The 26,501-nt window shown below is 69.9% G+C and carries 21 protein-coding genes and 1 tRNA gene; 10 read left to right on the plus strand and 12 right to left on the minus strand.

Annotated elements, in window-relative coordinates; genetic code table 11:
* Positions 1 to 103 precede the first annotated feature (103 nt).
* The 4 genes from ABZ893_RS27890 to ABZ893_RS27905 are packed head-to-tail and all read left to right on the plus strand — an operon-like array spanning position 104 to position 4,396.
* Positions 104 to 1,033 carry a branched-chain amino acid ABC transporter permease gene (locus tag ABZ893_RS27890; protein WP_361408691.1) on the plus strand — a complete coding sequence of 310 codons (930 nt, stop codon included), beginning with the start codon at positions 104 to 106 and terminating at the stop codon, positions 1,031 to 1,033.
* Positions 1,034 to 1,038: 5 nt separating this feature from the next.
* Positions 1,039 to 2,820, plus strand: a complete 1,782-nt coding sequence (locus tag ABZ893_RS27895) for a branched-chain amino acid ABC transporter permease (RefSeq protein WP_361408694.1) — start codon at positions 1,039 to 1,041, stop codon at positions 2,818 to 2,820.
* A complete protein-coding gene (locus ABZ893_RS27900) occupies positions 2,817 to 3,683 on the plus strand; it encodes an ABC transporter ATP-binding protein (protein WP_361408697.1) in 867 nt (288 codons plus the stop codon). Before ABZ893_RS27895 ends, ABZ893_RS27900 begins: the two co-directional genes overlap by 4 nt.
* Positions 3,680 to 4,396, plus strand: a complete 717-nt coding sequence (locus tag ABZ893_RS27905; protein ID WP_361408700.1) for an ABC transporter ATP-binding protein — start codon at positions 3,680 to 3,682, stop codon at positions 4,394 to 4,396. Before ABZ893_RS27900 ends, ABZ893_RS27905 begins: the two co-directional genes overlap by 4 nt.
* A gap of 68 nt (positions 4,397 to 4,464) precedes the next feature.
* Here ABZ893_RS27905 and ABZ893_RS27910 read toward each other — a convergent pair whose 3' ends face one another.
* Entirely contained in the window at positions 4,465 to 5,124 is a 660-nt protein-coding gene (locus tag ABZ893_RS27910; protein WP_361408703.1) for a response regulator, read from the minus strand.
* Between the two features lie 95 nt (positions 5,125 to 5,219).
* On the opposite strand from ABZ893_RS27910, the gene ABZ893_RS27915 reads away from it, so the two are divergent.
* Positions 5,220 to 5,303, plus strand: a tRNA-Leu gene (locus ABZ893_RS27915).
* Positions 5,304 to 5,391: 88 nt separating this feature from the next.
* The gene (locus tag ABZ893_RS27920) at positions 5,392 to 6,180 is read left to right on the plus strand and encodes a helix-turn-helix domain-containing protein (RefSeq protein WP_361408706.1); all 789 of its coding nucleotides are present in this window, start codon (positions 5,392 to 5,394) and stop codon (positions 6,178 to 6,180) included.
* Positions 6,181 to 6,190: 10 nt separating this feature from the next.
* Here ABZ893_RS27920 and pyk read toward each other — a convergent pair whose 3' ends face one another.
* Positions 6,191 to 7,630 (minus strand): pyruvate kinase, encoded by a 1,440-nt coding sequence (gene pyk, locus ABZ893_RS27925; RefSeq protein WP_361408709.1) that lies wholly within the window; start codon positions 7,628 to 7,630, stop codon positions 6,191 to 6,193.
* A 181-nt stretch (positions 7,631 to 7,811) separates the two neighbouring features.
* Between pyk and ABZ893_RS27930 the strand changes: the two genes are divergently transcribed.
* The gene (locus ABZ893_RS27930) at positions 7,812 to 9,632 is read left to right on the plus strand and encodes a 5'-nucleotidase C-terminal domain-containing protein (RefSeq protein WP_361408712.1); all 1,821 of its coding nucleotides are present in this window, start codon (positions 7,812 to 7,814) and stop codon (positions 9,630 to 9,632) included.
* Positions 9,633 to 9,657: 25 nt separating this feature from the next.
* Here the strand turns inward: ABZ893_RS27930 and ABZ893_RS27935 are convergent, their stop codons facing one another.
* From ABZ893_RS27935 to ABZ893_RS27955, 5 genes are all read right to left on the minus strand, one after another.
* Positions 9,658 to 11,091: a SidA/IucD/PvdA family monooxygenase gene (locus tag ABZ893_RS27935; protein ID WP_361408715.1), complete on the minus strand. Its 1,434-nt coding sequence runs from the start codon at positions 11,089 to 11,091 to the stop codon at positions 9,658 to 9,660.
* A complete protein-coding gene (locus tag ABZ893_RS27940) occupies positions 11,088 to 12,479 on the minus strand; it encodes an aminotransferase class V-fold PLP-dependent enzyme (protein ID WP_361408718.1) in 1,392 nt (463 codons plus the stop codon). The genes ABZ893_RS27935 and ABZ893_RS27940 overlap by 4 nt, the downstream gene beginning before the upstream one ends.
* Positions 12,480 to 12,701: 222 nt before the next feature.
* A complete protein-coding gene (gene pepN, locus ABZ893_RS27945; protein WP_361408721.1) occupies positions 12,702 to 15,203 on the minus strand; it encodes an aminopeptidase N in 2,502 nt (833 codons plus the stop codon).
* A gap of 142 nt (positions 15,204 to 15,345) precedes the next feature.
* Positions 15,346 to 15,699: a chorismate mutase gene (locus tag ABZ893_RS27950; RefSeq protein ID WP_361408724.1), complete on the minus strand. Its 354-nt coding sequence runs from the start codon at positions 15,697 to 15,699 to the stop codon at positions 15,346 to 15,348.
* An 11-nt stretch (positions 15,700 to 15,710) separates the two neighbouring features.
* Positions 15,711 to 16,622 carry an AraC family transcriptional regulator gene (locus ABZ893_RS27955; RefSeq protein ID WP_361408727.1) on the minus strand — a complete coding sequence of 304 codons (912 nt, stop codon included), beginning with the start codon at positions 16,620 to 16,622 and terminating at the stop codon, positions 15,711 to 15,713.
* Between the two features lie 127 nt (positions 16,623 to 16,749).
* Between ABZ893_RS27955 and ABZ893_RS27960 the strand changes: the two genes are divergently transcribed.
* The 3 genes from ABZ893_RS27960 (at position 16,750) to ABZ893_RS27970 (ending at position 21,233) form a co-directional block, all read left to right on the plus strand.
* Entirely contained in the window at positions 16,750 to 18,519 is a 1,770-nt protein-coding gene (locus ABZ893_RS27960; protein WP_361408729.1) for a beta-galactosidase family protein, read from the plus strand.
* A 290-nt stretch (positions 18,520 to 18,809) separates the two neighbouring features.
* Positions 18,810 to 19,703 (plus strand): hypothetical protein, encoded by an 894-nt coding sequence (locus ABZ893_RS27965; RefSeq protein WP_361408732.1) that lies wholly within the window; start codon positions 18,810 to 18,812, stop codon positions 19,701 to 19,703.
* Positions 19,704 to 19,751: 48 nt separating this feature from the next.
* On the plus strand, positions 19,752 to 21,233 hold the full coding sequence (locus ABZ893_RS27970) for an ankyrin repeat domain-containing protein (RefSeq protein ID WP_361408735.1): 1,482 nt from the start codon (positions 19,752 to 19,754) through the stop codon (positions 21,231 to 21,233).
* Here the strand turns inward: ABZ893_RS27970 and ABZ893_RS27975 are convergent.
* From ABZ893_RS27975 to hsaA, 5 genes are read right to left on the minus strand one after another with little or no spacing between them, the layout of a single operon-like run.
* A complete protein-coding gene (locus tag ABZ893_RS27975) occupies positions 21,193 to 22,860 on the minus strand; it encodes an FAD-dependent oxidoreductase (RefSeq protein WP_361408738.1) in 1,668 nt (555 codons plus the stop codon). The genes ABZ893_RS27970 and ABZ893_RS27975 overlap by 41 nt on opposite strands.
* Entirely contained in the window at positions 22,857 to 23,345 is a 489-nt protein-coding gene (locus ABZ893_RS27980) for a flavin reductase family protein (RefSeq protein ID WP_361408741.1), read from the minus strand. The genes ABZ893_RS27975 and ABZ893_RS27980 overlap by 4 nt, the downstream gene beginning before the upstream one ends.
* Complete coding sequence (locus ABZ893_RS27985) at positions 23,333 to 24,229, minus strand: VOC family protein (protein WP_361408744.1); 897 nt, start codon at positions 24,227 to 24,229, stop codon at positions 23,333 to 23,335. Before ABZ893_RS27985 ends, ABZ893_RS27980 begins: the two co-directional genes overlap by 13 nt.
* Before the next feature lie 38 nt (positions 24,230 to 24,267).
* The gene (gene hsaD / locus ABZ893_RS27990) at positions 24,268 to 25,128 is read right to left on the minus strand and encodes a 4,5:9,10-diseco-3-hydroxy-5,9,17-trioxoandrosta-1(10),2-diene-4-oate hydrolase (protein ID WP_361408747.1); all 861 of its coding nucleotides are present in this window, start codon (positions 25,126 to 25,128) and stop codon (positions 24,268 to 24,270) included.
* Positions 25,125 to 26,309: a 3-hydroxy-9,10-secoandrosta-1,3,5(10)-triene-9,17-dione monooxygenase oxygenase subunit gene (gene hsaA, locus ABZ893_RS27995; RefSeq protein ID WP_361408750.1), complete on the minus strand. Its 1,185-nt coding sequence runs from the start codon at positions 26,307 to 26,309 to the stop codon at positions 25,125 to 25,127. The genes hsaD and hsaA overlap by 4 nt, the downstream gene beginning before the upstream one ends.
* Positions 26,310 to 26,501: the final 192 nt, after the last annotated feature.

Raw genomic sequence — 26,501 nt, forward strand, 5'->3', positions numbered from 1 at the left:
GTCACCCACCGCGGGGCCCCACCCGCACCAGCCAGCCCACGGCGCCGGAAGGCCAACAGCCCTCCGCGCCCACGCACTTGACGACAACCTCGGAGGCCCAGCGGTGCACGATCTGCCGCAGCAGCTGGTCAACGGCCTGATACTCGGAGCCCTGTACGGCCTCATAGCCGTCGGCTACACCATGGTCTACGGCATCATCCAGCTCATCAACTTCGCCCACGGCGAGATCTACATGATCGGCGGCTTCGGCGCCCTCACCATGTGGCTCTGGCTCCCCGGCGGCACGTCCCTCGCCCTCGCGCTGCCCCTCATGCTCATCATGGGCATCGCCTGCTCCGTCCTCGTCGCCGTCGGCGCCGAACGGTTCGCCTACCGCCCGCTCAGAAACGCGCCACGACTCGCCCCGCTCATCACCGCGATCGGCCTGTCCATCGCGCTCCAGCAAGTCGTCTGGGCCTTCTACCCCGACGCCAAGGCGGACCGCACGTTCCCCCAGTTCTCCGGCGGACCGATCGACCTCGGGGCCTTCACCGTCCAGCGCGGCGACCTCTTCCTCATCATCGCCGCCCCCGTGTGCATGGCCTTCCTCGCCTACTTCGTCGCGAAGACCCGCACCGGACGCGCCATGCAGGCCACCTCGCAGGACCCGGACACCGCCAAGCTCATGGGCATCAACACCGACCGGATCGTCGTCACCGCATTCGCCATCGGCGGCGCCTTCGCCGCCGTCGCCGCCATGGCCTACGGCCTCAAGTACGGCCAGGTCGGCTTCAAGATGGGCTTCATCGCCGGCCTCAAAGCCTTCACCGCCGCCGTCCTCGGCGGCATCGGCAACATCTACGGCGCCATGATCGGCGGCCTCGCCCTCGGCCTCGCCGAAGCCCTCGCCACCGCCTACATCCAGGACATCCCCGGCATGGAACTCCTCGGCGGCGGTGCCTGGAAGGACGTCTGGGCCTTCGCACTCCTCATCCTCGTGCTCCTGCTGCGCCCCCAGGGCCTGCTCGGCGAGCGCGTCGCGGACAGGGCGTGATCACCATGACCGACACCACCACCGCACCCACCCGCGGCGCCCTCCCCCTGCCCGCACAGGCCGCCCGGTACGGCACCGCCGTCGGCGCCCTCGCCACCCTCGCGAGCACCTTCCTCGCCTGGACCTGGACCGCCGACTTCCCCGGCGACCTCACCGTCACCGGCTACCCCGGCGGCCTCCAGGTCCTCACCCTCACCGGCGCCGCCATCACCCTGCTCCTCACCCTCTCCGGCCTCGGCATCCGCGGCCTGCGCTGGCTCACCCCCGGCGGCAAGACCGCACCCACCCTGCTCTTCGCCCTCGGCACCCTCGGCACCACCGCCTACACACTCGGCGCCATCAGCGTCACCCTCGGCGGCGCCGTCAACCTCGAACCCGGAGGCTGGATCGCAGGGGTCGCCGCACTCCTCACCGCCCTCTTCGCCCTCGGCATCCCCGCAGACGTCACCGACCCCGACGCCACCGGCATCTGGGCCCGCCTGCGCACCGCCCTCAAGGCACCCACCACCCGCCCGGCCACCATCACCCTCCCGGCCTGGGCCGAGATCATCGTCATCGCCGTCGCCTTCGGCATCGCCCTCTACGTCTTCACGTACGGCATCGACACCGAATACGGCGAACTCTTCACCGGCTTCCTGATCCTGGTCATCTTCGGCGGCATCGGCATCGCCAAAACCGGCCTGCCCGCCCGCCTGACCACGCTCACCGCCAAACACCGCACCGTCGCGCTCACCGCGGCCTTCGTCGCCGCCGCCGCGTTCCCCTTCACCCAGACCAACGACACGTACACCAACGTCGCCGCCAACATCCTGGTCTTCGCCACCGTCGCCCTCGGCCTCAACGTCGTCGTCGGCCTCGCCGGACTCCTCGACCTCGGCTACGTCGCCTTCCTCGGCGTCGGCGCCTACGCGGCCGCCCTCGTGTCCGGCTCCCCCGACTCCACCATCGGCGTCCACTTCCCGTTCTGGGCCGCCGTCCTCACCGGCGCCGGCGCCTCCCTCGTCTTCGGCATCGTCATCGGCGCCCCCACCCTCCGGCTGCGCGGCGACTACCTCGCCATCGTCACCCTGGGCTTCGGTGAGATCTTCCGCATCACCATGAACAACCTCGACGGCGACTCCGGACCCGACGTCACCAACGGACCCAACGGCATCCCCAACATCCCCGACCTCAACATCTTCGGGTTCGACCTCGGCCAGACCCACAACGTCCTCGGCGTCGACCTCGGCCGCTTCGCCAACTACTACCTCCTGATGCTCGTCTTCACGATCATCGTCGTCACCGTCTTCCGCCGCGCCGGCACCTCCCGCATCGGCCGCGCCTGGGTCGCCATCCGCGAAGACGAGACCGCAGCACAGGCCATGGGCATCAACACCTTCCGCCTCAAGCTGCTCGCCTTCGCCCTCGGCGCCTCCCTCGCCGGCATGGCAGGCACCGTCCAGGCCCACGTCCAGTACTCGGTCACCCCCGACCAGTACAAGTTCGTGGAGAACGCACCGCCCAACTCCGCGTTCCTCCTCGCCGCCGTCATCCTCGGCGGCATGGGCACCGTCAGCGGACCCCTCGTCGGCGCCGCACTGCTCTACCTCATCCCCGCCAAGCTCCAGTTCATCGGCGAATACCAGCTCCTCCTCTTCGGCATCGCGCTCATCCTCCTCATGCGCTTCCGCCCCGAAGGCCTCATCGCCGACCGCCGCAAGCAACTCGAATTCCACGAGACGGACCAACTCGACGTGCCGGAACAACGCACACCCGGAGAACCGGCCGTCACCAAGGCGGGGGCGTGACCAGCATGACCACCACCACGACCACCCGAACCGTCCTCGAAGCCAGCGGCGTCACCATGCGCTTCGGCGGCCTCACCGCCGTACGAGACGTCAGCCTCACCGTCGGCGAAGGCGAGATCGTCGGCCTCATCGGCCCCAACGGCGCCGGAAAAACCACCTTCTTCAACTGCCTCACCGGCCTCTACGTCCCCACCGAAGGCAAGGTCTCCTACAAAGGCACCGTCCTGCCGCCCCGGCCCCACCTCGTCACCCAGGCCGGCATCGCCCGCACCTTCCAGAACATCCGCCTCTTCGCCAACATGACCGTCCTGGAAAACGTCCTCGTCGGCCGCCACACCCGCACCAAAGAAGGCCTCTGGTCCGCCCTCCTGCGCGGCCCCGGCTTCAAAAAAGCCGAAAAAGCCTCCGAGGAACGCGCCATGGAACTCCTCGAGTTCACCGGCCTCGCCAAAAAGCGCGACCACCTCGCCCGCAACCTCCCCTACGGAGAACAGCGCAAGCTCGAAATCGCCCGCGCCCTCGCCAGCGACCCCGGACTCCTCCTCCTCGACGAGCCCACCGCCGGCATGAACCCGCAGGAAACCAGGGCCACCGAAGAACTCGTCTTCGCCATCCGCGACAAGGGCATCGCCGTCCTCGTCATCGAGCACGACATGCGCTTCATCTTCAACCTCTGCGACCGCGTCTCCGTCCTCGTCCAGGGCGAGAAGCTCGTCGAAGGCACCAGCGACGTCGTCCAGGGCGACGAACGCGTCATCGCCGCCTACCTCGGCACCCCCTTCGAAGGCGCACCCGAAGACACCGCCCTCGAAGAAGTCCAGGCCGCCGAACAGGCCGCCGCCGCCGAAGGAGACGACCAGTGACCACACTCCTGGAGGTCGAAGACCTCAAAGTCGCCTACGGCAAGATCGAAGCCGTCAAAGGCATCTCCTTCAAGGTCGAAGAAGGCCAGGTCGTCACCCTCATCGGCACCAACGGCGCCGGCAAGACCACCACCCTGCGCACCCTCTCCGGCCTCCTCAAACCCCTGAGCGGCAAGATCACCTTCGCCGGCCAGGACCTCAACACCGTCCCCGCCCACAAGATCGTCTCCCTCGGACTCGCCCACTCCCCCGAAGGCCGACGCATCTTCCCCCGCCTCTCCATCGCCGAAAACCTCCAACTCGGCGCCTTCCTCCGGAAGGACACCGCGGGCATCGAAAAAGACATGCAGCGCGCCTACGACCTGTTCCCGATCCTCGGCGAACGACGCAAGCAAGCCGCGGGCACCCTCTCCGGCGGCGAACAGCAGATGCTCGCCATGGGCCGCGCCCTCATGTCCCAGCCCAAACTGCTCATGCTCGACGAACCCTCCATGGGCCTCTCGCCGATCATGATGCAGAAGATCATGTCGACGATCGCCGAGCTCAAGTCCCAGGGCACGACCATCCTCCTGGTCGAACAGAACGCCCAGGCCGCGCTCTCCCTCGCCGACCAGGGCCACGTCATGGAAGTCGGCTCCATCGTCCTCTCCGGCACCGGCCAGGACCTCCTCCACGACGAATCCGTCCGCAAGGCGTACCTCGGCGAAGACTGAGGTTGCGTACGACTGAGGCCCGTACCCCTGATGGGGTACGGGCCTCAGCCATAAGCGATGTTGGGGCGTTACTCCCCCTTCGCCGCCTTCTTCTCCTCGGCGTCCTCGATGACCGCCTCCGCGACCTGCTGCATCGAAAGCCGACGGTCCATCGACGTCTTCTGAATCCACCGGAACGCCGCCGGCTCCGTCAGCCCATACTGCGTCTGCAGAATCGACTTCGCCCGGTCCACCAGCTTCCGCGTCTCAAGACGCTGCGTGAGGTCCGCGACCTCGTGCTCCAGCGTCCGCAGCTCCTGGAACCGCGACACCGCCATCTCGATCGCCGGCACGACATCGCTCTTGCTGAACGGCTTCACGAGATACGCCATCGCACCCGCGTCCCGCGCCCGCTCCACGAGGTCGCGCTGCGAGAACGCCGTCAGCATCAGCACCGGAGCGATCGACTCCTCAGCGATCTTCTCCGCCGCGGAGATGCCGTCCATCTTCGGCATCTTCACATCGAGGATCACCAGATCGGGCTTGTGCTCACGGGCCAGCTCGATGGCCCGCTCACCATCACCGGCCTCGCCGACGACGCTGTAGCCCTCTTCCTCGAGCATCTCTTTGAGGTCGAGACGGATCAGGGCCTCGTCCTCGGCGATGACGACACGGGTCGTCAGCGGCGGGACGTGCGACTTGTCGTCGTCAGGCGCGTCTACGGGCTGGGGCGACTCGGGGGCGGTCACGATAGCTCCTAGTTCAGGGCAGGGGTACTGCTGCCAAGAGCCTACCTAGCTGCGACGTCGTGCAGTGAACCGGTACACTCCTGTCGGGTCAACCAGCCGGGTTGGCGGAATCGGCTTACGCGGATGTCTCAAACACATCTGTCCGAAAGGACATACGGGTTCGAATCCCGTACCCGGCACATATTGGCCAGAAAGCGGATGTCCACATTCTCGTGAACATCCGCTTTTTGCTACTCGCAGAAGCTGCACGCTACGCAGAGTAGCCACATGAACTTTCACGGCTTAGAAGTGCGGCAGAAGGCACTGACCCTCCTCCGAGGCGGCGCCAAAAACGCAGACGTGGCCCGCGCGCTGGGCGTGCCAGCGGGCACAGTCTCGTACTGGCTTCACATAGACCGCTCCAAACGCGGAGAGTGTCCCGGCTCCCACGATCCGTCGTGCCCGCGCTGCGATGGCCGAGCACTCGATGAAACCGCCTACTCCTATCTGCTCGGCCAGTACCTGGGCGATGGACATGTGAGCCACTACTCCGGCCACCGGGTACCGAACCTCATGATCACCTGCGCGGACGCCTGGCCCGGTATCGCCGACGAGACCGAGGCAGCTATGCGTGCGGTGTTCCCCGACAATCGAACCTGCCGGGTACAGCGCATCGGATGCCAGAACGTGAAGGTCTACTCGAAGCACCTCGTCTGCCTTTTTCCTCAGCACGGACCCGGCAAGAAACACGACCGCAAGATCGTGCTCGCTCCCTGGCAGAAGGAAATAGTCGACGCACACCCCTGGGAGTTCATCCGGGGCCTGATCCACTCCGACGGGTGCCGCATCACGAACTGGACCACCCGCCTCGTCCAGGGAGTGCGCAAGCGCTACGAGTACCCCCGGTACTTCTTCTCCAACAAGTCCGACGACATCCGCGGGCTGTTCACCTATGCCCTCGACCTTGTCGGCGTCGAGTGGACCACCCTCGCCCGAGGCAGCGACCCTTTCAACATATCCGTCGCCCGCCGAGCGTCCACCGCTCTGATGGACGCCCACGTAGGCCCCAAGTACTGACCACCTCCCACTAATTCTTCGGGCTGTCGTCCTCCCCGATGTGGTGGACCCTGACCAGGTTCGTCGAGCCGGGAACGCCCGGCGGGGAGCCGGCCGTGATGACGACGATGTCGCCCTTCCGGCAGCGGCCGATCTTGAGGAGTTGGTCGTCGACCTGGTCGACCATCGCGTCGGTGGAGTCGACGTGGGGGCCGAGGAAGGTTTCCACTCCCCAGGTGAGGTTGAGCTGAGAGCGGGTGGCCGGTTCGGGGGTGAAGGCGAGGAGGGGGATGGGTGAGCGGTAGCGGGAGAGGCGGCGGACGGTGTCGCCGGACTGGGTGAAGGCGACGAGGAATTTGGCGCCGAGGAAGTCGCCCATTTCGGCGGCGGCGCGGGCGACGGCGCCGCCCTGGGTGCGGGGCTTGTTGCGTTCGGTGAGGGGCGGAAGCCCCTTCGCGAGGATATCTTCCTCGGCGGCTTCGACGATGCGGCTCATGGTGCGGACGGTTTCGACGGGGTATTTGCCGACGCTGGTTTCGCCGGAGAGCATGACGGCGTCGGTGCCGTCGATGACGGCGTTGGCGACGTCGCTGGCTTCGGCCCTGGTGGGGCGGGAGTTGTCGATCATCGAGTCGAGCATCTGGGTGGCGACGATGACCGGCTTGGCGTTGCGTTTGGCGAGTTTGATGGCGCGCTTCTGGACGATGGGGACTTGTTCCAGGGGCATTTCGACGCCGAGGTCGCCGCGGGCGACCATGATTCCGTCGAATGCGGCGACGATGTCGTCGATGTGGTCGACGGCTTGGGGTTTTTCGATTTTGGCGATGACGGGGAGGCGGCGGCCTTCTTCGTCCATGATGCGGTGGACGTCTTCGATGTCGCGTCCGCTGCGGACGAAGGAGAGGGCGATGACGTCGGCGCCGGTGCGCAGGGCCCAGCGGAGGTCTTCCTGGTCCTTGTCGCTGAGTGCGGGGACGGAGACGGCGACGCCGGGGAGGTTGAGGCCTTTGTGGTCGGAGACCATGCCGCCTTCGACGACGGTGGTGTGGATGCGGGGTCCGTCGACCTGGGTGACTTCGAGGGTGACTTTTCCGTCGTCGACGAGGATGAGTTCGCCGGTGGTGACGTCGGTGTTGAGGCCGTCGTAGGTGGTGCCGCAGGTGTGGCGGTCGCCGAGGGTTCCGGGTTCGACGGTGATGGTGAATTCGTCGCCGCGTTCAAGGAGTACGGGGCCTTCGCTGAAGCGTCCGAGTCTGATCTTCGGGCCTTGAAGGTCGGCGAGGATGCCGACGCTGCGTCCGGTTTCGTCGGATGCCTTGCGGACGTGCTGGTAGCGCTCCTCGTGGTCGGCGTAGGTGCCGTGGCTGAGGTTGAAGCGCGCTACGTCCATTCCGGCTTCGACCAGTGCCTTGATCTGGTCGTACGAGTCTGTCGCGGGGCCCAGGGTGCAGACGATCTTTGCTCGGCGCATGGTTCGAGCGTAGGCCTTACCGGTGGGTAGGGAATTGGTTGGTGGTGACTTCCCAACCACCTTTGGGTGAAGGGTTATTGACAACTGTTGAATTGTGCAGAGGGTTGCTCCGATGAGCATTCCGAGCAAGAATCTACGCGCGTTACAACTGTCGCCCAGTGGTGCTCCGAGGGGAACTCACATGCCGTTGAACCGTCGTAAGTTTCTGGGTAGGTCCGCCGCGACGGGTGCGGTCGTGGCGATGGGCGGGGCGGTGTCCGCGCCGGACGCGCAGGCCGCGCAGGCCGCGCAGGCGCAGGAGGTAGCTGGGGTGCAGTCGCAGAAGCGGTACTCGTTCACGGTCATGGGGACGACGGACCTGCATGGTCATGTCTTCAACTGGGACTACTTCAAGGACGGCGAGTACCAGGACTCGGCGGGCAACGCGACGGGGCTTGCGCGGGTCTCGACGCTGGTGGAGCAGGTGCGTGCGGAGAGGGGCCGGGGGAACACTCTGCTGATCGACGCGGGTGACACGATTCAGGGCACTCCGTTGACGTATTACTTCGCGAAGGTGGATCCGATCACCGCGAAGGGTGGTCCGGTGCATCCGATGGCGCAGGCGATGAACGCGATCGGCTATGACGCGGTGGCGCTGGGGAATCACGAGTTCAACTACGGGATCGAGACGCTGCGGAAGTTCGAGTCGCAGTGCGATTTCCCGTTGCTCGGGGCGAACGCGGTGGACGCGAAGACGGAGAAGCCGGCGTTCCCGCCGTATTTCATGAAGCGGTTGCGCACGCCGCACGGCAAGGATGTGACGGTGGCGGTGCTGGGGCTGACGAACCCGGGGATCGCGATCTGGGACAAGGCGTTCGTGCAGGGTGTGCTGAAGTTCCCGGGGCTTGAGGAGCAGGCGGCGAAGTGGGTGCCGAAGCTGCGGTCGATGGGTGCGGACGTGGTGATCGTGTCGGCGCATTCGGGTGCTTCGGGTACGTCGTCGTACGGCGATCAGGTGCCGTACGTGGAGAACGCGGCGGCGAATGTGGCGCGGCAGGTGCCGGGGATCGACGCGATTCTGGTGGGGCACGCGCATGTGGAGATCGCTGAGCAGGTGGTGGTGAACGAGGCGACGGGGAAGCCGGTCGTGTTGTCGGAGCCGTTGTGCTGGGCGGAGCGGCTGACGTTGTTCGACGTCGATCTGGTGTGGTCGAAGGGGGCGTGGCGGGTCGAGTCGGTGAAGGCGTCGCTGCGTAACTCGAATGCGGTGGCGGATGATCCGGAGATCACGAAGCTGCTGCGGGACGAGCACGACGCGGTGGTGAAGTACGTGAATCAGGTGGTGGGTACGGCGACGGTGGAGCTGACGACGGTCGACGCGCGGTACAAGGACGCGCCGATCATCGATCTGATCAGCACGGTGCAGGCGGATGTGGTGACGAAGGCGCTGGCGTCGACGGAGTACGCGTCGCTGCCGGTGTTGTCGCAGGCGTCGCCGTTCTCGCGTACGTCGTCGATTCCGGCGGGTGCGGTGACGATCCGGGATCTGTCGGGGCTGTATGTGTACGACAACACGCTGGTCGCGAAGTTGATGACGGGGGCGCAGGTGCGGGCGTACCTGGAGTTCTCGGCGGAGTATTTCGTGCAGACGGCGGCCGGTGCGCCGGTGGATGTGGACAAGCTGACGAACGCGAACAACCGGCCGGATTACAACTACGACTATGTGTCGGGGCTTACGTATGACATCGACGTGGCTCAGCCGGCCGGTTCGCGGATCAAGAATCTGGAGTTCAAGGGTGCGCCGCTGGATGATGCGCAGAGGTTCGTGTTCGCGGTGAACAACTATCGGGCGAACGGGGGTGGGGCGTTCCCGTTCGTGGCGTCGGCGCAGGAGTTGTGGTCGGAGTCGACGGAGATCCGTACGCGGATCGCCGAGTGGGTGACCGCGAAGGGCACCCTGGACCCGGCGGAGTTCGCTTCGGTGGACTGGCGGCTGACGCGGGACGGTACGCCGGTGTTCTAGACGGCGCGCCCATGTGCTGACGCTGTCAGTTCTTGAGCTGGATCAGGTTGCCGCGCTCTCCGGTCTGTGACCGGTGGGTGCGGCTTTCTGTCGTGGTGAGGCCGAAGGTGGTGAAGGCGGTGCGCTTCGGCTGGGGGTAAGGGTCCTTGCCTGTGAGGGAGTTGAGGATGGTGGCGCTGCGCCAGGCGGCGAGGCCGAGGTCGGGGGCGCCGACTCCGTGGGTGTGGCGTTCGGCGTTCTGGACGTAGACGTTGCTGCCGGCGCCGGTGACGGAGGGGTCGAGGACGAGGCGGAACTGTTCGTTGATGCGGGGGCGTTCGGAGCTGTCGCGGCGCAGGTAGGGGTCGAGGCCGGCGAGCATTTCGTCGAGGGGCCGTTCGCGGTAGCCGGTGGCGAGGACGACGGCGTCGGTGGTGAGGCGGGAGCGGGTGTTCTGGAGGCTGTGTTCGAGGTGGAGTTCGACCTTGGTGGCGGCGACGCGGCCTGCGGTGCGGACGGCGACGCCGGGGGTGAGGGTGGCGTCGGGCCAGCCGCCGTGGAGGGTGCGCTGGTAGAGCTCGTCGTGGATGGCGGCGATGGTCTCGCCGTCGATGCCTTTGTGGAGCTGCCATTGGGCGGGGACGAGTCCGTCGCGTACGGCTTCGGGGAGGGCGTGGAAGTAGCGGGTGTAGTCGGGGGTGAAGTGTTCGAGGCCGAGCTTGGAGTACTCCATGGGGGCGAAGGCTTCGGTGCGGGCGAGCCAGTGGAGTTTTTCGCGGCCGTGGGGGCGGCTGCGGAGGAGGTCGAGGAAGATCTCGGCGCCGGACTGGCCTGATCCGATGACGGTGATGTGGTCGGCGGCGAGGAGTCTTTCGCGGTGGGCGAGGTAGTCGGCGGAGTGGATGACGGGGACGGTGGGGGCTTCGGCGAGGGGGCGGAGGGGTTCGGGGATGTAGGGGGCGGTGCCGACGCCGAGGACGACGTTCTTGGTGTAGGTGCGGCCGAGGGCTTCGGCTTCGCCGTCGGTGTCGAGCTGGGTGAAGTCGACTTCGAAGAGGCGGCGTTCGGGGTTCCAGCGGACGGCGTCGACCTGGTGGCCGAAGTGGAGTCCGGGGAGGTTCTCGCTGACCCAGCGGCAGTAGGCGTCGTATTCGGCGCGCTGGATGTGGAAGCGCTCGGCGAAGTAGAAGGGGAAGAGGCGGTCGCGGGACTTGAGGTAGCTGAGGAAGGACCAGGGGCTGGACGGGTCGGCCATGGTCACCAGGTCGGCGAGGAAGGGGACTTGGAGGGTCGCGCCGTCGATGAGGAGGCCGGGGTGCCAGTGGAAGGCGGGGCGTTGTTCGTAGAAGGCGGTGTGGAGTTCGGTGAGGGGGTGGGCGAGGGCGGCGAGGGAGAGGTTGAAGGGGCCGATGCCGATGCCGACGAGGTCGTGGGGTGCGTCGGGCCGGGGGGCGGGGGTGTGTGGCGTGGCGGCGGTCATCGGGGGGTGTTTCCTTCCACCAGTTTCAGCAGCTGGGCCAGGTCGCCCGGCTGGGTGTGCGGGTTGAGCAGGGTGGCTTTGAGCCAGAGCCGGCCGTCCATGCGGGCGCGGCCGAGGACGGCGCGGCCCTGGGTGAGGAGGGTGCGGCGGATGTGCGCGAGGTGTTCGTCGGTGGCGCCGTGGGGGCGGAAGAGCACGGTGCTGAGGGCGGGGGTGTCGTAGAGGTCGAAGCCGGGGTGGGCGTCGAGAGTTTCGGCGAACTCCCTTGCCTGGTCGCAGACTTGGTCGACGAGGGTGCCGAGTCCGGTGCGGCCGAGGGCTTTGAGGGTGACGGCGATCTTGAGGATGTCGGGGCGCCGGGTGGTGCGCAGGGAGCGGCCGAGGAGGTCGGGCAGGCCTGCTTCGGTGTCGTCGTCGGCGTTGAGGTAGTCGGCCTGGTGGGTGAGGGCGTCTACGTCGGTGGTGTCGCGTACGGCGATGAGTCCGGCGGCGACGGGTTGCCAGCCGAGTTTGTGCAGGTCGAGGGTGACGGTGGCGGCGCGGTGGAGGCCGGTGAGCTGGTGGCGGCGGGTGGGGCTGAAGAGGAGTCCGGCTCCGTAGGCGGCGTCGATGTGGAGGCGGGCGCCGTGCCGGTCGCAGAGGTCGGCGATGTCGTCGAGGGGGTCGATGAGGCCGGCGTCGGTGGTGCCTGCGGTGGCGGCGACGAGTTTGGGTCCGGGGAGGTCGGTGAGGGCTTCGTCGAGTGCCGCGGGGTCGAGGGTGCCGGTGGGGGCGGGCACGGTGACGGGTTCGGGGAGGCCGAGGAGCCAGGCGGCGCGGGGCAGGGAGTGGTGGGCGTTGGCGCCGGCGATGAGCTGGACGGGGCCGCCGGCCGCGTGGGCTTCGCGGGCGAGGAGGAGGGCGAGCTGGTTGGCCTCGGTGCCGCCGGTGGTGACGAGGGCGGCGGGGGTGTGGTCCTCGTCGTGGCTGTAGACCTCTTGGGCGAGCGCGTCGGTGACGAGGGCTTCGAGGACGGAGGCGGCGGGGGCCTGGTCCCAGGAGTCCATGGAGGGGTTGAGGGCGGACGCGGCGAGGTCGGCGGCGGTGGCGACGGCGAGGGGCGGGCAGTGGAGGTGGGCCGCGCACAGGGGGTCGGCGGGGTCGGCGGCGCCTTCGGCGAGGGCGTGGACGAGGGTGCGCAGGGCGGTGTCGGGGCCGGTGCCGTGTTCGGGGAGGGGGTCGCCGGCGAGTTCGCGCAGGCGGGTGGCGACGGCGCGGGGGCCGCCGGTGGGGAGGGGGCCGCCGCGGGCGGTGGCGCCGTCGGCGAGGGCGTCGAGGACGGTGTCGAGCAACGGCCGCAGGGCGTCGGGGCCTTGGGTGCCTCCGGCGAGGGGCGGCGGGCTGCTCATGGCGGTGACCTCCGGGTACGTGGGCGGGGCCTCCAGCCTGTACGCGGTGGCGGTGGCGTGCCCGGCGATCACAAGGATCGGAACCCGAAAGTGGTACTGCGGGACGGGATTGAGTGGGGCGGGTCGGGGTTGGTGGTACGGGGTCCGGCGGGCGTCGGTCAGTGCCCGCCGGACCCCAAGGCAGGCCCGTCTCACGCAGCGCGCCGGACCTCCTCATGGCCCCTACGACGTAGCCGTGGCCGTCCTGATCTTCAAGGCGCGGGCGAGGTCGTCGAGTTGGTCGGCGAGTTTGCGGCGGAGGGCGGGGATGGGGTCGGCGTCGGTGAGGCAGGTCTCGCCGAGGGTGAGGTTGTGGCTGTCGACGGCGTAGGCGGGGAAGGCCCAGCGGCCGGCGGCGTCGGCGATGGCGGGGCCGCGTCGGTGGGCGAGGGCCACGGCGTCGGGGTAGTAGCGGGCGACGTAGGGGCGTAGGAGGTCGCTCTGTTCTGGTTGCCAGAAGCCCTGGGCGGTGGCGGTGAAGAGGTAGTTGGAGAGCTGGTCGCCGGTGAACATGGCGTCCCAGGCGGCGCGTTTGGCCTCGGGGTCGGGGAGGGCGGCGCGGCAGCGGGCGGCGCCTTCCTGGCCGGTGGCGCTGGGGTCCTGGGTGAGTTCGGCGTCGATGACGGCTTCGTCGACGGCGCCGAGTACGCAGAGCCGGGTGAGGATGCGCCAGCGGAGTTCGGGGTCGAGTTCGGGGCCGCCGGGGACGCTGCCTTCGTCGTACCAGCCGCGGATGGTGTCGGCGTGGGTGGCGCTGTCGATGAGGGTGCGCACGGCGACGAGGCGCAGGCCCGGGTCGGTTCCGTCCTGGGTGCGGTGGATGAGGTCGGTGCACAGGCCGGTGAGGAGGGCGAGGGCTTCGGGGCGTTCGCCGGGGGTGGTGTAGCGGTCGGCGGCCTGGGTCTTGGCGAAGGCGAGGACGCCCTGGACGTTGGCGAGTTCGTCCTCGTCGCCGAGGTGGGCGTGGGCGGCGTGGAGGTAGGTGGCGGGGTCGAGTTCGCCGTCGCGGACCATGTCGCGCAGGCAGTTCCACAGGACGGCGCGGGTGAGCGGGTCGGGGACGCGGGACATGGCGCGGAGGGCGGTTTCCTCGGACTGGGGGTCGAGGCGGATCTTGGCGTAGGTGAGGTCCTGGTCGTTGGGGACGATCAGGGCGGGGCGGGTGCCGGGGAGGGTGTGTTCGCCGTGTACGGGGATGCCGGCGTCGCGCAGTTCGCGGCGGACGAGGGTGCCGTTCTGGTGGTCGTAGAGGCCGACGGTGATCTGGTGGGGGCGGCTGCCGTCGCGGGTGAGCGTGAGTCCGGACTCGCCTTCGCGTTCGGTGACACGGGCGGTGAGGGTGTCGACGCCGGTGGTGCGCAGCCAGGTGTCGGCCCAGGCGTGGACGTCGCGCTCGGTGTTGGCGGCGAGGGAGGCGATGAAGTCGGCGAGGGTGGCGTTGGCGAACTTGTGCCGGGCGAAGTGGGTGTTGATGCCGGCGAGGAAGTCTTTCTCGCCGAGCCAGGCGACGAGTTGTCGTAGTGCGGAGGCGCCCTTGGCGTAGGAGATGCCGTCGAAGTTGAGGAGGGCGGAGGCGGTGTCGGGGACGGCGTCGGGGGCGACGGGGTGGGTGGAGGGGCGCTGGTCGGCGTCGTAGCCCCAGGCCTTGCGGGCGACGCCGAAGTCGACCCAGGTGTCTTTGTAGCGGGTGGCTTCGGTGAGGGTCTGGTAGCCCATGTACTCGGCGAAGGACTCGTTGAGCCAGATGTCGTCCCACCACTGGAGGGTGACGAGGTCGCCGAACCACATGTGGGCCATCTCGTGGGCGATGACCATGGCGCGGGTCTGGCGTTCGGTGTCGGTGACGGCGGAGCGGAAGACGAACTCGTCGCGGAAGGTGACAAGTCCGGGGTTCTCCATGGCGCCTGCGTTGAACTCGGGGACGAACGCCTGGTCGTAGGAGTCGAAGGGGTAGGGCTCCTGGAACTTCTCGTGGTAGCGGTCGTAGCAGGCGCGGGTGATGTCGAGGATCTCGTCGGCGTCGGCGTCGAGGTGGGGGGCCAGCGAGCGGCGGCAGTGGATGCCGAAGGGCAGTCCGGCGTGTTCGGTGCGGACGGAGTGCCAGGGGCCTGCGGCGACGGCGACGAGGTAGGTGGACAGGAGGGGGGTGGTGGCGGCGCGCCAGGTGCCGTCGCCGAGGTGTTCGGTGGTGCCGTTGGCGAGGACGGTCCAGCCGTCGGGGGCGGTGACGGTGAGGTCGAAGACGGCCTTGAGGTCGGGCTGGTCGAAGGCGGCGAACGCGCGTTGTACGTCGTTCATGAAGAGGTTGCTGTAGACGTACGTCTCGCCGTCGGCGGGGTCGGTGAAGCGGTGCATGCCTTCGCCGGTGTGCGAGTAGGCCATGGCGGCGTCGACGCGGAGTTCGTGGGGGCCGGGGGTGAGGCCCGTGAGCGGGAACCGGTTGCCGTCGAGGGCGGCGGGGTCGAGGGCCTGGCCGTCGAGGGTGACGGACCGCAGGTGCGCGGGGCTGACCTCGACGAAGGTGTCTCCGGCGGCGTGGGTGGTGAAGCCGATGACGGTGGTGGAGTCGAAGGTGTCGTCTCCGACGGTGTCGTCTCCGACGGTGAGGTCCAGGGTGATGGTGTACGTCTGGACTTCCAGGAACCGGGCTCGGATCTGCGCTTCTTCGCGCGTCAGTACGGGCATGGGGGCATGTTGCCGCACGCCTCCGGGGTTGGGACAGTGCGGCTCAGGTTGCGCCTCCCACTCGGGGCTCCGCCCCGGACCCCGCTCCTCAAACGCCGGAGGGGCTGAATTACGCCCGCCGGAGGGGCTGATCTGGCGGGCTTCAGGTCTGGCTGGATTTGGCGCTGGAGTTGTCCGCTGCGATCTGTTCGTGGTGGCGGATTACCTCGCTGATGATGAAGTTCAGGAGTTTTTCCGCGAAGGCTGGATCCAGCTTGGCGTTTTCGGCCAGTTCGCGCAGGCGCGTGATCTGGCGGGACTCTCGGCTCGGGTCCGCCGGAGGCAAGGCGTGTTCGGCCTTGAGGTGGCCTACCTGTTGGGTGCACTTGAAGCGTTCGGCGAGCATGTGGACGACGGCGGCGTCGATGTTGTCGATGCTGTCGCGCAGGCGGCCGAGTTCGGCGAGGACGGCGGGGTCCACGGCGGCACGGGCGTCGGGGGCGTTGCTGTTGGTCATGGGAGGAAACCCTACGTGGCGCGGGTGCGGTCGATCATGGGGCCCGGGGAGCGCAGCATCGGGGGGTCCTCGGGGTCGGGGACGGTGTTGGACCAGCCGCCGGGGACGGTGCGGCCCTGTTGTTCGCGGAAGCGGACTGGGGCGGTGCCGACGCGGCGGGTGAAGAGGCGGGAGAAGTAGGCGGGGTCGTCGTAGCCGACGCGGCGGGCGACGGCGGCGACGGGGAGTTCGGTGGCGGCGAGGAGTTCCTTGGCGCGGCCGAGGCGGATGCCGAGGAGGTAGTCCTTGGGGCTGCAGCCGGCGCCGCGGCGGACGGCGGTGCGCAGTTCGGCGGGGGTCATGCCGTGGCGGGCGGCGTGTTCGGCGACGGACAGGGGCTGGAAGGCGTCGCGGGCGAGGGACTGGAGGACGGGGTCGCCGTCGGGGGCCATGTCGGCGCGGGCGCGGCGCAGGGCGACGAGGAGTTCGTGGACGCCGGCGGCGGTCTCGACTTCGAGGAGCGGGTTGCCTCGGCGGGCGGCGCGGGCGATGCGGCCGACGGTGGCGCGGGCGGGGGCGCCGTCGGAGAGGGGGACGACGGGCCGGTCGGGTTCGATGTAGCCGAGTTCGGTGTAGGTGGTGGTGGCGGGGCCGGTGAAGTCGACGAAGCATTCGTCCCAGCCGGTGTCGGGGTCGGGCCCGTAGTGGTGGGGGCGGCCGGGGGTGAGCCAGATGAGGGCGGGGCCGGTGACGGTGGTGCGGCGGCCCTGGGCGTCCTGGAACCAGCCGCGTCCGGCGGTGATGACGACGGCGACGTGGTGGTCGAGGGTGCGGGGTCCGACGGTGGGCAGCCGGCCGTACTGGAGGCCGACGCCGAGGCAGACGAGGCCGAGGCGGTGGTGGGCCGGGCTGGGGGTGAAATACCGCATCCAGGTGTGGTACATCCGCTTCTGCCCCTTCCTGGGTGCCGGCGTTGCCGCGCTGCGTCCAATCAGGGCTGATCTTTGTCCATGGACCGTGCCGCCCGCCAGAGGTGATCGTGGCGGGCAATACGGAAGCGAGAGGGACGTGATGGCCGGGTTCAGTGTGGGCGAGGACGACTTCGAGGTGGACGGGAGGCCGGTGCGGGTCCTGTCGGGGGCGCTGCACTACTTCCGGGTGCACGAGGAGCAGTGGGGTCACCGGCTCGCGATGCTGCGGGCGATGGGGCTGAACTGTGTGGAGACGTACGTCCCGTGGAATCTGCACGAGCCGCGGCCGGGTGAGCTGCGGGATGTGGCGGCGCTGGGCCGGTTCCTGGACGCGGCGCGGGCGGCGGGGCTGTGGGCGATCGTGCGTCCGGGTCCGTACATCTGTGCGGAGTGGGAGAACGGGGGGCTTCCGCACTGGCTGACGGGGCCGCTGGGGTCGCGGGTGCGGACGCGGGACGCGGCGTTCCTGGCGGCGGTGGACCGGTGGTTCGCGGCGCTGCTCCCGCAGGTCGTGGAGCGGCAGTGTGACCGGGGCGGTCCGGTGATCATGGTGCAGGTGGAGAACGAGTACGGCTCGTACGGTTCGGACCAGGTGTATCTGCGGCATCTGGCGGACGGGCTGCGGGGGCTCGGGGTGTCGGTGCCGTTGTTCACGTCGGACGGTCCGGACGATCACATGCTGACGGGCGGTGCGGTGCCGGGGGTGCTGGCGACGGTGAACTTCGGGTCGGGGGCGCGGGGCGCGTTCGAGTCGTTGCGCCGGCATCGGCCGAAGGGTCCGCTGATGTGTATGGAGTTCTGGTGCGGGTGGTTCGATCACTGGGGTGCGGACCATGTCGTGCGGGATCCGGAGGATGCGGCGGGGGCGCTGAGGGAGATCCTGGAGTGCGGGGCGTCGGTCAACTTGTACATGGCGCACGGCGGGACGAGTTTCGGCGGCTGGGCGGGGGCGAATCGTGCGGGTGTGCTGCACGACGGTGTGCTTGAGCCCGATGTGACGTCGTACGACTATGACGCGCCGATCGACGAGCACGGGCGGCCGACCGAGAAGTTCTGGCGTTTCCGTGAGGTGTTGGCCGAGTACGCGCAGGGGCCGCTGCCGGAGGTGCCGGAGCGGCCGGCGGCGCTGGCCGCGCCGGTGTCGGCGGCGCTGACGTCGTACGCGCCGCTGGATGTGGTGATGGACGCGCTGGGGTCGGCGGAGGGTGAGTACGCGGTGCCGCCGACGTTCGAGGAGCTGGACGTGGACCGGGGGCTCGTCCGGTACAGCGTGGACGTGCCGGGGCCGCGTCAGCCGTATCCGCTGCGGGCGGCGGGGCTGCGGGACCGGGCCGTGGTGTACGTGGACGGGGTGCGGGCGGGGGTGCTCACGGAGGACGAGCCGGTGCTCGCGGAGCCGGTCGCGGGGCCCGCGCGGGTGGAGCTGTGGGTGGAGTCGCTGGGGCGGGTCAACTACGGGCCGCGTACGGGTGAGCCGAAGGGGGTCACGGGCGGGCTGCTGCACGAGCGGCAGTATCTGCACGGGGTGCGGGCGCGGGCTCTGCGGCTCGACGCGTTCGACGACGCGGAGGCGGTGCGGGCGGTCCCGTCACAGGATCTGCCGGAGGACGCGTCGGCGGATGCGTCCGAGGGGGCTGCGGGTCTGTACCGGGGGGTGTTCGAGGTGGCCGGTGCCGGGGACGCGGAGCTCGAACTGCCGGGCTGGACGCGGGGGTTCGTGTGGGTGAACGGGTTCGCGCTCGGCCGGTACTGGTCGGCGGGCCCGCAGCGGTCGCTGTACGTCCCGGGTCCCGTGCTGCGGGAGGGCCGCAACGAGGTGTGGGTGCTTGAGACGGAGGGGGCGGGCGAGCCGCGCGTGCGGCTGGCGTAGGCGCTGCCTCCGGGCAAGGTACGGGGCCGGTTCCGGGTTGCGGGACCGGCCCCTCTTTGCTGTGCGACGGGGTGCGGGGAGCTCTCCGTGGGAGCCGGCCGGCACGTTCCTCGCTGCGCTCGTGGTGGGGCGCTGTGATCACGATGCGCCGGGCGGGGCGGGTGGGCCCATGGACAAAAGTGGGCAAGGTCTTGGACTAATCGCGGCGGGCCGGTGGTGCCGGGTCCCGCCGTACAGTGGAATTCCGGTGGCCGGGCGGGAGAGTCCGGCGGGCCCCAGGGGGTGCGGGCGTGGCGAACGGCGGACCGGTGGAGCACGGTTTTCCGCATCTGGCGACGGTGCGGGCGGCGGTGACCGCGCTCTACAAGCGGCTGTCGTACGACACGGTGCACGCCTTCGACACGAGCGTGGCGCCCGTGGACGTGGCGTTCTGCGATCAGGACGATCTGCATCTGGGGGTGCAGCGGGTGGCCCGCGAGCTGGTGGGGCACTACCGGCTGCCGGACGCGCGGATGATCGTGAGCTTCCGCGAGATGACGCACGCGGCGAATGTGGAGCTGGCGGCCGGGCCCGAGTACTTCATCGAGCTGAACGACCGGTTCCGGGATCATCGGCGGGACATCGGGGCGGCGCTCGCGCACGAGGTCATGCATGTGTATCTGCACCGGCTCGGCCTGGAGTTCCCCGGCACGCGGGACAACGAGATCCTCACCGACACCGCGACCGCGTATCTGGGCGCGGGCTGGCTGCTCCTTGACGCGTACCGGGAGGACGCGTCGTCGTCGCAGAAGCTCGGCTATCTCACGCCGGAGGAGTTCGGGTACGTGGTGGCGAAGCGGGCGCTCGCGTTCGGGGAGGCGCCGGAGACGTGGTTCACGAGTCCGCAGGCGTACACGGCTTATACGAAGGGCCTTGCGCGGGCGCGGGCGGACGGGCAGCAGCCGCCGCTGACGGCGGCGGGCTGGGCGGGGCGGCGGCGGTACGCGAAGGACCGGCACGCGGCGCGCGCGTACGGGGCGGGCGGGGCGACGGGCGGTGCGTACTCGTTCTCGGCGGAGGGGCGGGACGCGCTGCGGGTGACGTTCCCCTGCCCGACCTGCCATCAGCGGATCCGGGTGCCGGTGCGGGGCCGGGTGCGGGCGCGGTGCGCACTGTGCCACACCGTCATGGAATGCGACACATAGCGACAAACCGCTTTGCTTTCTCCCCCGGCGAGGGGCGATGGTCGGCGTATGGACGACAAGGTCGAGGCGGCCGCGGCCGGGCTGTTCGAGGCGGTGTACGGCGGTGACGAGGACGCGGTGGTGCGGGCGCTGCGGGCCGGCGCCCCGGCCGACGGGCCTGGCACCGACGACGAGGGCCGGACGGCGCTGTATGTCGCGGCGGTGAGTGACGAGCCGGGCATCGTGCGGCTGCTGCTCGCGGCCGGAGCCGACCCGGACGGGCTGAGCTCGGGCACGGATCTGCCGTTGTGCGGGGCCGCGTGCGGCGGGCACACGGAGGTCGTACGGGCGCTGCTCGCGGCGGGCGCGCGGGTCGATCTGCGCGAGGAGTTCGGGTTCACGGCGATGGCGTGGGCGGTGCAGCGGGGGCGTACCGAGGTGGTGCGGGCGCTGCTCGACGGGGGTGCGGATCCGTCGTTGCCGGGTCCGGGCGGTCTGCCGCTGGTGGCGGCGGCGCGGCGCGGGTCGACGGGATGCGTGCGGGCGCTCCTTGAGCACGGTGCGCGGGGGCGGGCCGAGGCATTGGAGGAGGCGCGTGCGTGGTGCGGGGTCGATGTGGCGGCGGCGCTGCGGGCGGGTCTGGAGCAGCCGGGGCGTGAGGCGGTGACGCAGCGGTTCGTGGAGGACGGCGGGGTGACGGTGGTCGTGGAGTTGCTGGACGACGCGGGGTGTCCGACGTCGGGCAATGATCTGCAGACGGGTCATGCGGCGATCGCCACGCTCCTTGAGGCGGACCTCGAAATCGCCGTGCCGGCAGGCGAGTTGGCGGATCGTGCGCTGCGTCGCGGTGATCCGGACGACGACGACTGGACGGAGGCGGTGGCGGTGCTGCGGGGGCGCGGCGACGAGGTGACGTTCGGCTCGGCGTCCGCGTGGTGTGCGAGCGGTGAGCCGCTGCGGCAGGCCTTCGGGGCCGATGTGTTGGGCCAGTTGGGGCCCAGGGGCCGGTATGCGGGCAGGTCGGTTCCGCTGCTGCGCGCGCTGGCGCGCACGGCCGGTGACCCGGTCGCGTTGCGTTCGGCTGTCGTGGCGCTGGGGCAGCTCGGGGATGCGGGCGCGCTGCCGGAGATCGTGCGGCACGCCGGGCATCGGGATGTGCGGGTGCGCCGGTCGGTGGCGCTCGCGCTGACGGGCCTCGTACCGGCGGGGCACGAGGAGGGTGTCCGGGCGCTCGTCACGCTGACGGGCGACGCGGACGGTGACGTGCGGAACTGGGCGGCGGCAGGGCTCGCCGGGGCGCCGGCGGACACGGCCGACGTGCGGGAAGCCCTTGTGGCGCTGCTCGGCGACCCGGTCGCGGACGCGGCGGCCGAGGCGGCGCGCGGTCTGGCGGTGCGCCGCGACCCGCGGGCCGTCGACGCGCTCGCCCGGCTCCTCGCGGTGGAGGCGCCGGGCGGGTACGCGTACGACACGGCCCGGGACGCGGTGCGGTTCGTCCCCGATGTGCGGGTCAGGAACCGGCTGGAGCGGACTCTCCCGCGATGTCGTTGACGGCGGCCCAGCTGAACGCCATGGCGGGGCCGATCGTCGCGCCGGGGCCCGGGTACGTCTCGCCCATGACGGCGGCGGAGCAGTTCCCGGAGGCGTAGAGGCCGGCGATGGGTGTGCCGTCCTCGCGCAGGACCCGGGCGTCGGCGTCCGTGACGAGTCCGCCCTTGGTGCCGATGTCACCGGGGTGGACGGGCAGCGCGTAGAAGGGTCCCTTCTCCAGCGGCGCCAGGTTCGGGTTCTTCAGCGTCGGGTCGCCGTAGTAGCGGTCGTAGACGCTGTCGCCCCGGCCGAAGTCCTCGTCGTGGCCCTTCTCGGCGAAACCGTTGAACTTGCGTACGGTGTCGGCGAGTTGGGGTGCTCCGATGAGCTTGGCGAGTTCCTCGACGGTGTCGGCCTGCTTCAGGAAGCCGTTCTCGCGCCAGCGCTTGGGGAACGCCTGGCCCGGGAAGAGGCCGGCGAAGATGTAGCGGGCCTTGGAGTGGGCGTCGAGGATCAGCCAGGACGGGACGGTGGTCGCCTCCGGGCGGTCCGCGGCGTACATGCTGTCCACGAACTCGTGGTACGGCGCTGCCTCGTTGGCGTACCGCTCCCCCGCCTCGTTGACGATCACCATGCCGGGGATGCCCCGGTCGGCGACGAGGAAGAACGGCTTCTCGTCGGGCGGGCACAGGGAGGGGGCTCCCCACACCTTGTCGAGGAGGTCGGTGGCGGCGCCCAGTTCCTCGCCCAGGCGCAGGGCGTCGCCGACCTGTCCCTCGGAGGCGTGGGTCCAGGCGGTGGAGGTGGGCGCGGGCAGGTACTTCTCGCGCAGTGCCTGGTCGTGGGAGAAGCCGCCGGAGGCGAGGATGACGCCGCCGCGGGCGCGGACGACCTGCTCGGTGCCGTCGCGCCGCACGCGGACGCCGGTGACCTTGCCGTCCTCGACGACGAGGCCCGTGAGCGGCGTGGACAGCCACAGGTCGCCGCCGAGCTTCTGCAGGGAGAGCCGCATCCGGGCTATCAGCGCCTCGCCGAGCGAGAGCAGCTTGCGCCCGCGCAGCGCGGCCCCGACGGCCCGCATCCCGACCTTGACCGAGGTGCGCTTGCCCTTCCAGGTGCGCGCGACCATGTTCAGGAAGCGGAAGTCGTACGACGTGATGGTGAGGCCGTACGTGGGCAGTCCGGCGCGGCGCATGTCCTTGGCGAGCGGTCCGAGCTGCTTGAAGTCGAAGACCTCGGGCTCTATGGAGCGGCCCTGGGCCATGCCGCCGAGCGCCTCCGGGAAGTAGTCGGAGTAGCCCGGGGTGTACATGAACCGGACGGCGGTCCGGTCGTGGAACTCGCGGACCATGCGCGGCCCGTGGGCCAGGTACGCGTCCTTGCGCTCGCCGGGGACGCGGTCGCCGACGGTCGCGTCGAGATAGGCGCGGGCCTTCTCGTACGTGTCGCCGAGCCCGGCCTCGTCGAGGTGGAAGTTGCCCGGCACCCAGATGGCGCCGCCGGACAGCGCGGTCGAGCCGCCGTAGTGGTCGGTCTTCTCGACGATCAGGGCGCTCAGGCCGCGCAGCCGCGCGGTGATGGCGGCCGCGAATCCGGCGGCACCGGACCCGACGACCACGACGTCGTACGTGAGGTCGGCGTCGGTCATGCGAATTCTCCGGTGGCGTAGGCACTGCGGAAGTACAGGAGCGGCGAGCCGCTCTCGCGTGCGGTCAGGGCGAGGACGCGGGCGGTGACGATCCAGTGGTCGCCGCCCTCGTGGACCGCGTACAGCTCGCAGTCGATGGTGGCGAGGGCGCCGCCGATGCGGACGGCGCCGTTCTCGGACAGCTCCCAGTCGACGCCCGCGAACTTGTCGGGGCCCTTGCGGCCGACGGCGGCGCACACGTCGCGCTGGTCGTCGGCGAGGATCGACACGCCGAACCGTCCGGCGGCGCGCACCTTCGGCCAGCTCGTCGACGACTTGCCGACGCAGAGCAGGACGAGGGGCGGCTCCAGGGAGAGCGACGCGAAGGACTGGCAGGCGAGTCCGACGGGTTCCCCCGCGTCGGGGTCAAGGCCGGCCACGACCGTGATCCCCGACGCGAAGTGGCCCAGAACCTCGCGGAACTCGGCGGGGTTCAGCCGTTCCACTGGTGACCCCAGAAGCTGTCGGAGGTGATCTCCTTCGTCACCCAGGTGTCCTTGTCGACGATGAGGCCGTCCCAGCCGTACTCGACCTGGAAGCCGCCCGGGGCCTGGGCGTAGAACGACACCATGTGGTCGTTCGAGTGCCGGCCGAGGGTGGAGGCGATCGGGATGCCGGCCGCGTTCATGCGGTCGAGGCAGAAGCCGACGTCGTCCAGGCGCTCGACCTCGACCATGAAGTGGACGATGCCGGGCGGCAGGGCGCCCGGGTACAGGCCGAGGCTGTGGTGACGGGCGTTGGGGCTGAGGAAGTTCATCCAGTAGAAGTCCTCGCCCGGCTTGCCGGTCGGGACGGCGACGGGCGGCAGCTTCATACGGTCGCGCAGCTGGAAGCCGAGCAGGTTCTCGTAGAAGTCGACCGTGGCGTCCATGTCCGGGGCGGGCATGACGACGTGGCCGAGGCCGAGGTGGTCGCCGGTGACGAAGCGGTTGCCGTACGGCGAGGCGAGCGGCGTGTGGTCCTGGGCCTGGCCCCAGTAGATCTCCAGGGGGTTGCCGGCCGGGTCCTCGCAGTGGATGAGGCCCTGGACGCGGCGCTCGGCGAGGGTGGCGTCGTCGGCGTGCTTGACGGCGACACCGGCCGCCTCGAGCTCGGCGGCGGCCTCGGCGAGGGCCTTGGCGTTCGCGACCTCGAAGCCGGCCGACAGGAGGCGGTCCTGCTCACCGGCCACGAAGGAGAAGCGGCGGATCCGGTCGTCGATCCGGACGTTGAGAACGCTGTCCGTCGAGTCGACGCCCTGGGCCATGCCGAGGATGTCGAGGACGTAGGTGCGCCACTCGGCGAGCTTCGCGGTCTCGATACGGAGGTAGCCCAGAGAACGGATGTCCATGGCTGCGGGCCTTTCGGGGTTCGGTGAGACGTCGGTGGTCAGTGACTGAAGAAGTCGACGGCGAGGCGGTTGAACTCGTCGAACTTCTCGGTCTGCGCCCAGTGGCCGCAGTGCGGGAAGACGTGCAGGCGCGCGTTCGGGATGGTCTTGAGCGCGACGAGCGCGCCGTCGAGCGGGTTGACGCGGTCCTCGCGGCCCCAGGTCAGGAGCGTGGGCGCGGTGATGCGGTGGGCGTCGCGCCACAGCATCGTGTCGGCGGGCCACTTGGCGAACGAGGCGGCCATGCGGTCGTTGCCGAGCTTGGCCTCGGGGTCGGTGGCCTGCTTGAAGCGCTCCTCGACGAACTCGTCGGTGACGATCGACGAGTCGTAGGCGAGGGTGGTGAGGAAGTCCCGCATCACCTCGCGGGTCGGCTCGGCCGCGCTGTTGAACGCGAAGAGCTTCTTGATGCCCTCGGTCGGGTCCGGCGCGAACAGGTTGACGGAGATGCCGCCGGGGCCCATCAGGAGGAGCTTGCCGACCTTGTCGGCGTGGTCGAGGCCCATGCGGGTCGCGGTGCCGCCGCCGAGGGAGTTGCCGACGAAGTGGGCGCGCTCGATGCCGAGTTCGTCCATCAGAGCGGCGACCGCGTCGGCCGCGAAGGAGAAGAAGTTCTTCGGCAGCTCGGGCTTGTCGGACGCGCCGTAGCAGGGCTGGTCGACGAGGAGCGTACGGAAGTGCTCCGCGAACACCGGGAGGTTGCGGCCGAAGTTGGACCAGCCGCTGGCGCCGGGGCCGCCGCCGTGCAGCAGGATCACGACGGGGGCGTCCGGGTTGTCCGGGCCCGCCTCGTGGTAGTGCAGGTTGAGGCCGCCGGCCTTGACGGTCTTCGACGTGTTCTCGTACGTAAGGGTGCTCACAGCATCGTGTCCTGGATGTCGAGGCCGAGGGCGCTCTGGCCGTAGAGGAGGAGGGCCCGCTCGGGGTCGTTGGCGGCGTGGCCGCGGCCGGTGTGGACGTCACGCCAGGCGCGCTGCACCGGGTTCGGGCTGGTGCGCATGGCGCTGCCGCCCGCGTTCTCGACGAGGAGGTCGACGGCGCCGACGCAGCGCTCGGTGGCGAGGACCTGGTCGCGGCGGGCGCGGGCACGCAGGCCCATCGGGAGTTCCTCGCCGGCCTCGGCGAGGGCGTACAGCTCGGCGATGTTGCGCTGGAGCTGGAGGGCGGAGGCGTCGATGTCGGACGCGGCGCGGGCGATGCGGACCTGGGCGAACGGGTCCTCGGCGACCTGCTGGCCGTAGGAGACGCGGAAGCGCTTCTGGGTGGCCTCGACGTAGGCCTCGAAGGCGCCCTCGGCGATGCCGACGATGGGCGTCGAGATGGTCGTGGTGAAGACCGCGGCGTACGGGAGTCGGTAGAGCGGCTCCGGGTTGATCTCGTGGCCGGGCACGTTCAGGGCCGTGACCGGGCCGAAGCTGAGGGCGCGGTGCTCGGGCACGAAGACGTCTTCGCAGACCACGTTGTTGGAGCCGGTGCCGCGCAGGCCGACGGTGTCCCACACGTCGTCGATGCGGTACTCGGCGCGCGGCACGAGGAAGGTCCGCATGTCGACGGGCCGGCCGTCGGCGTCGGTGACGAGGCCGCCGAGGAGGACCCAGTCGGCGTGGTCGCAGCCGGAGGAGAAGCTCCAGGAGCCGCTGATGCGGAAGCCGCCGTCGACGGGGGTGACCTTGCCGGTCGGCGCGTACGAGGAGCTGATGCGCGTCGACTGGTCCTGGCCCCATACCTCTTCCTGGGCGCGCGGGTCGTACAGCGCGACGTGCCAGGGGTGGACGCCGACGACGGAGGCGACCCAGCCGGTGGAGCCGCAGGCGCGGGCGATCTCGCGGACGGCCTCGTAGAAGAAGGCGGGGTCGGCGGCGTAGCCACCGTAGGAGCGGGGCTGGAGGAGCCGGAAGAAGCCGGTCTGCTCCAGCTCCTTGATCGACGTTTCGGGCACCTTGCGCAGCTTCTCCGCCTCGGCGGCACGCTCACGCAGCGCGGGCGTGAGGGCGCGGACCGCTTCGAGTACGGCGGCCGGGGTGGCCGGGAATTCGCTCATGCCGAGGCCCCTCTCAAGGGTGCGGGTTCGAGTGGTGTGGAACGTACGCCCACGGCGCGCGGAGCGAGAACCTGGGGTTCCCGCTGAATGGGAACCCTGTCGGGGGTCGGTCTCCGGGGCCGTCGCGGACCGGCTGCGTGCCGGTCGCCGGGCGTTCACCGACGGGCCACCGGGGGACCACGTCGGTCAGTA

It is taken from the genome of Streptomyces sp. NPDC046821, from assembly GCF_040645335.1.
In the GTDB taxonomy this organism is placed as follows: Bacteria; Actinomycetota; Actinomycetes; order Streptomycetales; family Streptomycetaceae; genus Streptomyces.